This is a genomic window from Paracoccus sp. DMF-8 (assembly GCF_029309835.1).
GTDB lineage: Bacteria > Pseudomonadota > Alphaproteobacteria > Rhodobacterales > Rhodobacteraceae > Paracoccus.
In genome coordinates this window covers 1-11,178 of sequence record NZ_JARJHL010000009.1, presented here as the reverse complement: position 1 = coordinate 11,178, position 11,178 = coordinate 1, and the positions used below count along the sequence as shown (strand labels likewise).

6 protein-coding genes and 2 pseudogenes are annotated in these 11,178 nt (G+C 61.9%); 2 read left to right on the top strand and 6 right to left on the bottom strand.

Annotation, left to right across the window (positions count from 1 at the left end; genetic code table 11):
• A partial coding sequence (locus tag PE067_RS06795) for a hypothetical protein (RefSeq protein WP_276188445.1) occupies window positions 1–196 on the top strand: 196 nt, incomplete at its 5' end.
• Window positions 197–261: 65 nt separating this feature from the next.
• Here the strand turns inward: PE067_RS06795 and tuf are convergent.
• From tuf to rpsL, 4 genes and pseudogenes are all read right to left on the bottom strand, one after another.
• Window positions 262–1,435: pseudogene (gene tuf, locus PE067_RS06790) on the bottom strand (elongation factor Tu).
• A gap of 27 nt (window positions 1,436–1,462) precedes the next feature.
• Complete coding sequence (fusA, locus tag PE067_RS06785; RefSeq protein WP_276188444.1) at window positions 1,463–3,625, bottom strand: elongation factor G; 2,163 nt, start codon at window positions 3,623–3,625, stop codon at window positions 1,463–1,465.
• 18 nt (window positions 3,626–3,643) lie between these two features.
• Window positions 3,644–4,114: a 30S ribosomal protein S7 gene (gene rpsG / locus PE067_RS06780; protein ID WP_276188443.1), complete on the bottom strand. Its 471-nt coding sequence runs from the start codon at window positions 4,112–4,114 to the stop codon at window positions 3,644–3,646.
• 12 nt (window positions 4,115–4,126) lie between these two features.
• A pseudogene (rpsL, locus tag PE067_RS06775) lies at window positions 4,127–4,497 on the bottom strand (30S ribosomal protein S12).
• Between the two features lie 322 nt (window positions 4,498–4,819).
• Between rpsL and PE067_RS06770 the strand changes: the two are divergent.
• Window positions 4,820–5,773, top strand: coding sequence for a glycosyltransferase 61 family protein (locus PE067_RS06770; protein ID WP_276188442.1), 954 nt, complete (start codon window positions 4,820–4,822; stop codon window positions 5,771–5,773).
• On the opposite strand, the gene PE067_RS06765 is transcribed toward PE067_RS06770, so the two are convergent.
• Window positions 5,751–6,713: a DMT family transporter gene (locus PE067_RS06765; protein ID WP_276188441.1), complete on the bottom strand. Its 963-nt coding sequence runs from the start codon at window positions 6,711–6,713 to the stop codon at window positions 5,751–5,753. The two genes, PE067_RS06770 and PE067_RS06765, sit on opposite strands and share 23 nt — an antisense overlap.
• A gap of 165 nt (window positions 6,714–6,878) precedes the next feature.
• Window positions 6,879–11,093: a DNA-directed RNA polymerase subunit beta' gene (gene rpoC / locus PE067_RS06760; RefSeq protein ID WP_276188440.1), complete on the bottom strand. Its 4,215-nt coding sequence runs from the start codon at window positions 11,091–11,093 to the stop codon at window positions 6,879–6,881.
• Between the last annotated feature and the right edge of the window lie 85 nt (window positions 11,094–11,178).

The window sequence follows — 11,178 nt, the reverse complement described above, 5'->3', positions numbered from 1 at the left end:
CTATAGATGGCGACCTGACGCAGTGCAACCGATTCTTCCAGAAAAGCAGGGTAACGGCGGCGATGGGGCTACATGCATGAAACATGGCCTCGCGTCAAGGCCCGATAGTCTTGTGACAGATCACGGCATCAGCCTGCAGGGCAATGAAAAACCCCGCCAGATGTGGCGGGGTTTGTGTGATGTGAAGGTGGGGTGAAACCCCACCCTACCCCTGCCGCACCGTAGGGTGGGGTTATACCCCACCGCCACAAGCGCCGCAGCTCACTCGATGATTTTCGAAACCACGCCTGCACCAACCGTGCGGCCGCCTTCGCGGATCGCGAAGCGCAGTTTCTCTTCCATCGCGATCGGCGCGATCAGCTCGACCTCGAACTTCAGGTTGTCGCCCGGCATCACCATTTCCGTGCCCTCGGGCAGCTTCACCGTCCCGGTCACATCCGTCGTGCGGAAGTAGAACTGCGGACGGTAATTCGCAAAGAACGGCGTGTGGCGGCCACCCTCTTCCTTCGTCAGGATATAGGCCTCGGCCTCGAACTTGGTGTGCGGCTTCACCGAACCCGGCTTGCACAGCACTCGCCACGCTCGACACCGTCACGGTCGACACCGCGCAGCAGCGCGCCGATGTTGTCGCCGGCTTCCCGCGATCCAGCAGTTTGCGGAACATTTCCACGCCCGTGCAGGTCGTTTTCTTGGTGTCGCGGATCCCCACGATTTCCAGCTCGTCGCCGACGTTCACCGCGCCACGCTCGACCCGGCCGGTCACGACCGTACCGCGGCCCGAGATCGAGAACACGTCCTCGATCGGCATCAGGAACGGCAGGTCGACCGCGCGCTCGGGCGTCGGGATGTATTCGTCCACCGCGGCCAGCAGCGCACGGATCGAGTTTTCCCCGATTTCCGGATCCCGGCCTTCCAGAGCGGCCGTGGCCGAGCCCTTGATGATCGGAATGTCGTCGCCCGGATAGTCGTAGGAGGACAGCAGTTCGCGCACCTCCATCTCGACCAGTTCCAGCAGTTCCTCGTCGTCAACCTGGTCGACCTTGTTCATGTAGACGACCATGTAGGGGATGCCGACCTGACGGCCCAGCAGGATATGCTCGCGCGTCTGCGGCATCGGGCCGTCGGCCGCGTTCACCACCAGGATCGCGCCGTCCATCTGCGCCGCGCCCGTGATCATGTTCTTCACATAGTCCGCGTGGCCGGGGCAGTCGACATGCGCATAGTGACGGCCTTCGGTCTCATATTCCGGACGAGCCGTCGAGATCGTGATCCCGCGGGCCTTTTCCTCAGGCGCGCCGTCGATCTGGTCATAGGCCTTGAAGTCACCGAAATACTTGGTGATCGCAGCCGTCAGAGTCGTCTTGCCGTGGTCAACATGGCCGATCGTCCCGATGTTGACGTGCGGTTTCGTACGTTCAAACTTTGCCTTTGCCATAAGCAGGCTCCTTGGAATTCTGATGTTTCACGAGGAGAGGCGGGGCAGATGCGCCCCGCCTTCCCGTCGGGCGTATTTCTTCTGGATCTCGTCCGAGATGTTCTGCGGCACGGCGTCGTAATGGTCGAACTGCATCGTGAACACCGCGCGGCCCGAAGACATCGAACGCAGGTTATTGATATAGCCGAACATATTGGCCAGCGGCACCATCGCGTCGATGACGTTGGCATTGCCGCGCGTGTCCTGACCGCGCACCATGCCGCGACGGCTGGTGAGGTCGCCGATGATCGAACCGGTGTATTCTTCCGGGGTCACGACTTCGACACGCATGATCGGTTCCAGCAGTTTCGCGCCTGCTTTGCGCAGACCCTCACGCATACCGGCACGCGCGGCGATTTCGAAGGCCAGCACCGAGGAGTCGACGTCGTGGAATGCGCCGTCGATCAGCGCGACCTTGAAGTCGATCACCGGGAAGCCTGCCAGCGGACCGGAATCCATGACCGATTTGATGCCTTTTTCGACACCCGGAATGTATTCCTTCGGAACCGCGCCACCGACGATCCGCGATTCGAACGAGTAACCCTCGCCCGGCTCGGTCGGGGTGATGACCAGCTTGACGCGCGCGAACTGACCGGTGCCGCCGGACTGTTTCTTGTGCGTATAGTCGATCTCGGCCTCGTTCGAGATGGTTTCGCGATAGGCCACCTGCGGCGCACCGATATTCGCCTCGACCTTGAATTCGCGGCGCATCCGGTCGACCAGAATGTCAAGGTGCAGTTCGCCCATGCCCTTCATGATCGTCTGACCCGATTCCAGATCGGTTTCGACACGGAAGGACGGATCTTCGGCAGCCAGGCGCTGAAGGGCGAGGCCCATCTTTTCCTGGTCGGCCTTGATTTCCGGCTCGACGGCGATCTCGATCACCGGCTCGGGGAAGGTCATGGTTTCCAGAACCACCGGCTTCGCCGGGTCGCACAGGGTGTCGCCCGTGGTGGTTTCCTTCAGACCTGCCAGCGCGATGATGTCACCGGCGAATGCTTCGTCGATTTCCTCGCGGTTGATCGCGTGCATGACCATCATCCGACCGACGCGCTCACGCTTGCCTTTGGTCGAATTCAGCATCTGGTCGCCTTTTTTCAGCTGGCCGGAATAGATGCGGGTAAAGGTCAGCGAGCCGACAAAGGGGTCGTTCATGATCTTGAACGCCAGAGCCGAGAACGGATCGCTGTCCGCGGCCTTGCGCGCGATGTTGCGCGTTTCGGTCTCGTCATCCGGGGCAAAGCCCATCAGGTCCGGAACATCGGTCGGTGCCGGCAGGAAGTCGATCACCGCGTTCAGCAGAAGCTGCACGCCTTTGTTCTTGAACGCGGAACCGGCCATGACGGGGAAGAACGACATCGACAGCGTGCCCTTGCGCAGCAGTTTGCGCAGGGTGTCCTCGTCCGGCTCATTGCCTTCGAGGTAGGCTTCCATGGCGTCGTCGTCCATTTCGACGGCCAGCTCGATCATCTTGCCGCGCCATTCGTCGGCCAGATCCTGAAGCTCTGCGCGGATCGGACCACGGACCCAGCTTGCGCCGACGTCCTCGCCCTTCCAGATCCACTCTTCCATCTTGATCAGGTCGATCGCGCCTTCCAGCGTGTCCTCGGCACCGATCGGCAGGGCGATCGGGCAGGGCGTGCCGCCGGTGCGGTCCTTGATCATGTCGACGCATTTGAAGAAATCGGCGCCGATCTTGTCCATCTTGTTGACGAAGACGATCCGGGGAACCTTGTAGCGGTCGGCCTGACGCCACACCGTTTCGGTCTGCGGTTCGACACCGGCGTTGCCGTCCAGCAGACAGATCGCGCCGTCCAGAACGGCCAGCGACCGTTCGACCTCGATGGTGAAATCGACGTGGCCGGGGGTGTCGATGATGTTGAACTTGTGGCGCAGCGCGGGATCAACCGTGAATTCGGTATCTTCGTGCTTTTGCCAGAAGGTCGTGGTCGCAGCGGACGAGATGGTGATCCCGCGCTCTGCTTCCTGTTCCATGAAGTCCATGGTCGAGGCGCCGTCATGCGTCTCGCCCATCTTGTGGTTCTTGCCGGTGTAGAACAGGATGCGTTCGGTCGTCGTGGTCTTGCCCGCGTCGATATGGGCCATGATCCCGAAGTTCCGATAACGCTCCAGCGGATATTCGCGTGCCATTAAGGGCCTTCCTTCCGGTTACCAGCGGTAATGGCTGAACGCTTTGTTCGCGTCGGCCATCTTGTGGGTGTCTTCGCGCTTTTTGACCGCAGTGCCACGACCGTTGACGGCATCGGCCAGCTCACCGGCCAGACGCTCTTCCATGGTGTGTTCGTTGCGTTTTTTCGCAGCGGTGATCAGCCAGCGGATGGCCAGGGCCTCGCGGCGGATCGGGCGGACCTCGACGGGAACCTGATAGGTGGCACCACCGACGCGGCGCGAACGCACCTCGACCGAGGGTTTCACATTGTCGAGGGCTTCGTGGAAGACTTCGATCGGTTCGCGCTTCAGCTTGCCCTCGACGCGCTCCAGCGCCGAATAGACGATGCGCTCGGCGGTCGATTTCTTGCCATCAACCATCAGGTTGTTCATGAATTTCGTCAGCACACGATCGCCATATTTGGCGTCGGGCAGGACTTCGCGTTTTTCAGCGGCGTGACGACGTGACATGTGCTCATCTCCTTACTTCGGACGCTTCGCGCCGTATTTCGAACGACGCTGACGACGGTCCTTGACGCCCTGGGTATCCAGCACACCGCGCAGGATGTGGTAACGGACACCCGGAAGGTCCTTGACCCGGCCGCCGCGGATCAGCACGACGCTGTGTTCCTGCAGGTTGTGCTTTCGCCCGGAATATAGGAGATGACCTCGAAACCATTGGTCAGGCGCACCTTGGCGACCTTCCGCATGGCCGAGTTCGGCTTCTTCGGCGTCGTGGTATAGACGCGCGTGCACACGCCGCGCTTTTGCGGGCATGATTGAAGGTGCTGCGACTTCGAGCGCTGCACCTTGGGCTGCCGCGGTTTGCGGATCAGCTGTTGGATCGTCGGCATTCGGTTCCCCGTCTTGCTTCGTCAATACTCGCAACCATCGGCTGCGCCACTTCTCGACAGCGAATCACACCCATTGCGAAACGCCAAACCCATCCTGACCCTGGCGAGAGCAGGACGGGATTCCAGATTTCCGGGATCAGCCGGAGCATTACCATCAAGGTTCTGGTCGCCGGAAGACTGGAGATTCCTTCCGGGTGACGAGGCTATATGGGGATTCCCCCGTCATGTCAACAATGGCAGGCCCGCCCGCTTGCAACCGCCGCCCTGCCCTTTTACGTTTCGGCGCCCCGGAATGGACGGGTCGATAAGGGGAAAATTCGTCTTGCACCAGCCCTATGGCCTGACCGACCTGCAGACCCGCCGGTCGGATTACGACATCCGCATTCAGGACTGCCCCAACGCAACCGTCTGGCCGGTCGATGAATTCAAGATCCCCAAACCGGGCATCGCCGGCATCAGCGGCCGCGACGGCATGCCCATCCGCGAAGCCGGGCTGGAACGCGGCGGCGGCGTTCTGCTGTCCTGTCCGCAGGGTGCCGACCACACGAGCGTCGAATTCCGCGATCAAGAGGTGATCCTTGGCGGCTATATCGCGCATCATTACGGGCATTTCCTGCTAGAAAGCCTGGCGCGGCTGTGGGGTTACCGCGACAGCAGCCTGCCGGTGGTCTGGGCCGCCGGGCGGCAGTTCACCGATTGGGAACTGTCGCTGTTCGACCTGCTGGGTGTCGCCCGCAACCGCCTGATCGCGCTGCGCCAGCCCGTCCGGTTCGCGCGCATCCATGTGCCGACGCCGGGTTTCATCATCCGCCGCAATTTCCACGAACGCCAGCGTGACGCGCTGGCCGTGACGCCCTGCGCGCCGGGCAAGGCGCGGGTCTATCTGTCGCGCAGCAGCTTCAAGAGCCGGTTGTTCACCGCCTCGGGTGAAAGCGCGGTCGAGGATATTCTGGCCGGTCGCGGCTGGCAGATCATCCGCCCCGAAACCCTGCCGATCAGCGAACAGGTCGCGATCCTGGCCAATGCCGCTGTGGTTGCGGGGATCGAGGGGTCAGCCTTTCACACCCTCATGCTCTGCGCCAAACCACAGGCCCGGGTGATCGTCCTGCGGCGTCAGAACACCAACGCCAATTACGACACGATCGCCAGCACCATCGGGCTGGATCAGCGCGACATGCGGGGATGGGTGGTGAACGATCCGGCGGATGATCGTTTCGCGACGCTGCGCCATCCGGCGAAATGCGCCGCGCGCATCATCGAACTGGCGGCGTCTTGACGGTTCGGGGCCTGACCCGCCCCTCGCGCCAGATCGTCAGCAATCCCGCCGCGACGATCAGCACCGAACCGATCTGCGTCCACAGATCCGGCCATTCGCCAAAGACCAGCAGCCCGAACATCACCGCCCAGATCAGCGAACTGTAGCGAAAGGGCGCGACGAATGAAATCTCGCCCACCCGCATGGTCGCGATGGCGGTCATGTAGCCGACCGTGATCAGCGCGGCCGACAGCATCAGCAGCCCGGTTTCCGCCATGGTGGGCAGGCGCCAGTCTTCGGTTGGGGCCATGGCCAGGGCGAACAGCATGACGCTGCCCGCCGCGTAGATCGAAATCGTGGTCGAGGACACAGCCGCATCAAACCGCCGCGTCACCATATCGCGCAGCGCGATCAGCAGGACCGCCGCGACCGCCAGCGCCGACCAGACATCAAAGGCCGCCGTGCCGGGCCGCAGGATGATCAGCACGCCGACAAAGCCGACAAGGATGGCCCCGATCCGCCACGGACCCAGCCTTTCCCCGAAAAATACCGCTGCCGCCAGCGTCACCAGCAGCGGCAGCGACTGGATGATGGCCGACAGATTGGCCAAGGGCATCTGCTGCAAGGCCAGCAGATACAGCACTGATGATACCACATCTGCGACCGTGCGCAGGGCCAGGGTGCCCCGGTCGCGACGGGGGATCCGCAGGCTCAGCGCGCCGCTATACAGCGCATAGGCGGCCAGCAGCGGCAGCACGAATGCCCCGCGTAGCGCCATGGATTCATAAAGCGGCAGCTCCTGCACGACGAATTTCATCACCGTATCATTGGCGACAAAGGTCAGCGTGCTGACGATCATCAACACCGCGCCCCGAATATTGGCGGCGCGGGCGTGGTGATCGGCATGGGCAGGAATGACGGCCCCAGATTGGGCATCATCAGGCAGATCGGGCGGATGCATGGGACACCGGATGAAGCGAATCTGTTGGACATGGCGGCAAAGCCACAAGATCAATCGGCCGCGCCAAAGAAGCAAGCGCCCTGCCCTTTGGTGCCCGCCCGAAACCCGTGGGAATAAAGAAAAGGCCCGGCAATTCGCCGGGCCTTTACCGTCATGTGGAAACGATCACTCTTCGTGGTTCGTTTCGATGATCACCTCTTCGGCGACCGGCGCGGCCAGAACCGCAGCCGCTTCGGCCTCGGCGCGGCGGGCTTCGATCACCTCGGCGTCGCGATCCGCCGCAATCTTGCGAACGCGGGCGGTGGCGCCGCCGGTGCCCGCCGGGATCAGGCGGCCGACGATGACGTTTTCCTTGAGCCCGACCAGCTTGTCGCGCTTGCCCTGAACCGCAGCCTCGGTCAGCACGCGGGTCGTTTCCTGGAAGGACGCCGCCGAGATGAAGCTGCGGGTCTGCAGCGACGCCTTGGTGATGCCCAGCAGGACCGGTTCACCCTGTGCGGCGCGGCCGCCCTTGGCTTCGATCTTGGCGTTTTCTTCGTCGAATTCGTCGCGGTCGACATGCTCGCCCTTCAGCAGCGTGGTGTCGCCGCTGTCCAGGATCTCGATCTTTTGCAGCATCTGGCGGACGATCACCTCGATATGCTTGTCGTTGATCTTGACCCCTTGCAGACGATAGACGTCCTGCACTTCGTCGATGAGGTAATCGGCCAGAGCCTCGATCCCCATGATGCGCAGAATGTCATGCGGCGCCGGGTTGCCGTCCATGATGTAGTCGCCGCGCTGCACGAAGTCGCCTTCCTGCACCGGGATATGCTTGCCTTTCGGCACCATGTATTCGACGGCTTCGACGTTTTCGTCGCGCGGTTCGATCGAGATGCGGCGCTTGTTCTTGTAGTCTTTCCCAAAGCGCACATAGCCGTCGATTTCGGCGATGATCGCGTGATCTTTGGGGCGACGGGCCTCGAACAGTTCCGCCACGCGGGGCAGACCCCCGGTGATGTCCTTGGTCTTGGCACCCTCGCGCGGGATCCGGGCGACCACGTCACCGGCCTTGACCTCGGCGCCGTCATCGACCGACAGGATCGCATCGACCGACATCGGATAGCTGACCGGGTTGCCCTGATCGTTGCGCACCGGCTCGCCATCCTGATCCATCAGGATCAGTTCGGGCTTGAGTTCGTTGCCTTTCGGCGCCGAACGCCAGTCGGTCACGATCTTCTGGGTCATGCCGGTCGCATCGTCGGTTTCGTCGCGCACCGAAATACCGGTGATCAGGTCGACATAGCGCACGGCACCGGCCTTTTCGGCGATGATCGGCAGGGTATAGGGATCCCATTCGAACAGCTTCTGACCGCGCGTCACCGCATCGCCCTCGCGGACGAACAGCTTCGAGCCGTAGAACAGCTTGTAATTCGCCAGCACGTCGCCCGCTGCGCCAACCACATTGACCTGCATCGAGCGGCTCATGACGATCAGCTCGCCATTGGCATTTTCCAGCGTGCTTTCGTTTTCAAAGGCAATCGTGCCGTCCTGCGCCGCCGCCATGAACGACTGCTGGCCACCCTGCGCGATGCCGCCGATGTGGAAGGTCCGCATCGTCAGCTGCGTGCCCGGTTCACCGATCGACTGCGCAGCGATGATGCCGACAGCCTCGCCGATGTTGACCAGCGTGCCGCGCGCCAGATCGCGGCCATAGCACAGCGCGCAAACGCCGTCCTCGGCCTCGCAGGTCAGGGCCGAGCGGATGCGGACGTTCTGCACGCCGGCACTTTCGACCTCATCGGCCTTGCGCTCGTCGATGACCTCGCCCATGCGGACGATGACGGTGTCTTCGCCCGGCACCAGCACGTCCTCGGCCGCGACGCGGCCCAGAATGCGTTCGCTGAGCGGGCTGACCACTTCACCATCGTTGACCGCAGCCGAAGCCGTGATCGCCTTGTCGGTGCCGCAGTCATATTCGCGCACGATGCAATCCTGCGCCACATCGACCAGACGACGGGTCAGGTAACCCGAGTTCGCGGTTTTCAGCGCCGTATCCGACAGACCTTTCCGCGCGCCGTGGGTCGAGTTGAAGTATTCAAGAACGGTCAGGCCTTCCTTGAAGTTCGAGATGATCGGCGTCTCGATGATCTCGCCGTTCGGCTTGGCCATCAGACCCCGCATCCCGCCCAACTGTTTCATCTGGCTGACCGAACCCCGCGCGCCCGAATGCGCCATCATATAGACCGAGTTCGGTTCCGCCTCGGCGCCATTGGCGTCGTGTTTGGTGGCCGAAATCGTCGACATCATGGCATCGGTGACGCGGTCGTTGCATTTCGACCAGGCATCGACGACCTTGTTGTATTTTTCGCCCTGGGTGATCAGGCCGTCCAGATATTGCTGTTCGAATTCCTTGACCTGATCCTGGACCTCCTCGACGATGGTCCATTTGTTGTCGGGCACCACCATGTCGTCCTTGCCGAACGAAATCCCGGCACGGAAGGCTTCGCGGAAGCCCAGACCCATGATCTGGTCGCAGAAGATCACCGATTCCTTCTGACCGCAGTAGCGGTAGACGGTGTCGATGACGCTCTGGATGTCTTTTTTCCGCAGCAGGCGGTTGACCATCTCGAACGGCGCCTTGGCGTTTTTCGGCAGCAGCGCACCAAGCCGCAACCGGCCCGGCGTGGTTTCGAACCGCTTGATCACCTCATTGCCGTTCTCGTCGATCTGCGGCAGGCGCGCGGTGATTTTCGCATGCAGATGCACCTCGCCGGCGGCAAGCGCATGTTCGACCTCGTCCAGATTGGCAAAGACCGAACCTTCGCCCTTCATGCCGTCGCGCTGCATGGTCGTGTAATACAGACCCAGAACCATGTCCTGCGACGGCACGATGATCGGCGCGCCGTTGGCGGGCGACAGCACGTTGTTCGTCGACATCATCAACACGCGGGCCTCAAGCTGGGCTTCCAGCGAGAGGGGGACGTGAACGGCCATCTGGTCGCCGTCAAAGTCGGCGTTGAAGGCCGAGCAGACCAGCGGGTGCAGCTGGATCGCCTTGCCTTCGATCAGGATCGGTTCGAACGCCTGGATGCCCAGACGGTGCAGCGTCGGCGCGCGGTTCAGCAGAACCGGATGTTCGCGGATGACCTCGTCCAGGATATCCCAGACCTCGGGGCGTTCCTTTTCAACCAGCTTCTTCGCCTGTTTGACGGTGCTGGAAAGCCCCTTCGCCTCAAGCCGCGAATAGATGAACGGCTTGAACAGCTCGAGCGCCATCTTCTTCGGCAACCCGCATTGATGCAGCTTCAGTTCCGGCCCGGTCACGATGACCGAACGGCCCGAAAAGTCGACACGCTTGCCCAGAAGGTTCTGGCGGAAACGGCCCTGCTTGCCTTTCAGCATGTCCGACAGCGATTTCAGCGGGCGCTTGTTGTTGCCCGTGATCACGCGGCCACGACGGCCATTGTCAAACAGCGCATCGACCGATTCCTGCAGCATCCGCTTTTCGTTGCGGACGATGATGTCGGGGGCGCGCAACTCGATCAGGCGCTTCAGACGGTTGTTGCGGTTGATGACGCGGCGATACAGGTCGTTCAGGTCGGACGTGGCAAAGCGGCCGCCATCCAGCGGAACCAGCGGGCGCAGCTCCGGCGGGATGACCGGAATCACGGTCATGACCATCCATTCGGGACGGTTGCCCGATTCAAGGAAGCTTTCGACGATCTTCAGGCGCTTGATGATCTTTTTCGGCTTCAGTTCGCCGGTCGCCTCTTTCAGATCTTCGCGCAGCTGTTCGGCCGTGGTCGCAAGGTCGATATTGGCCAGCATGGCACGGATCGCCTCGGCGCCGATATCGGCGTTGAAGGCGTCGGCGCCATATTGGTCCTGCGCGTCCAGATATTCATCCTCGGTCAGCAGCTGGCCATAGGACAGATCCGTCAGACCGGGTTCGATCACGACGTAGTTTTCGAAATACAGGATCCGTTCCAGATCGCGCAACGTCATGTCCAGCATCAACCCGATGCGGGAGGGCAGCGATTTCAGGAACCAGATATGCGCGACCGGGGCGGCCAGTTCGATATGGCCCATGCGCTCGCGGCGAACCTTTTGCAGCGTGACTTCGACGCCGCATTTCTCGCAGACGAGGCCGCGATATTTCATGCGCTTGTATTTGCCGCACAGGCATTCGTAATCCTTGATCGGGCCAAAGATACGCGCGCAGAACAACCCGTCACGTTCCGGCTTGAACGTGCGGTAGTTGATGGTTTCGGGCTTTTTGACTTCGCCGAACGACCACGCGAGGATTTCCTCGGGCGAGGCCAGCGAGATCTTGATTTCATCGAACTGACGCGGCGAGGCCAGCGGGTTCAGCGGATTGGTGGCAAGTTCCTGGTTCATTTTCTATTCCTGTGAAATGGCGCGGTGTGGAAGGGGAAGGTGGGGTAGAACCCCACCCTACCGGGGTCGCGTAGGGTGGGGTTTC

Bases quoted from the DNA above. Each gene is read 5' to 3' on its own strand.
- fusA (WP_276188444.1), bottom strand. From the start codon at position 3,625: ATGGCACGCGAATATCCGCTGGAGCGTTATCGGAACTTCGGGATCATG.
- rpsG (WP_276188443.1), bottom strand. From the start codon at position 4,114: ATGTCACGTCGTCACGCCGCTGAAAAACGCGAAGTCCTGCCCGACGCC.
- PE067_RS06765 (WP_276188441.1), bottom strand. From the start codon at position 6,713: ATGCATCCGCCCGATCTGCCTGATGATGCCCAATCTGGGGCCGTCATT.
- rpoC (WP_276188440.1), bottom strand. From the start codon at position 11,093: ATGAACCAGGAACTTGCCACCAATCCGCTGAACCCGCTGGCCTCGCCG.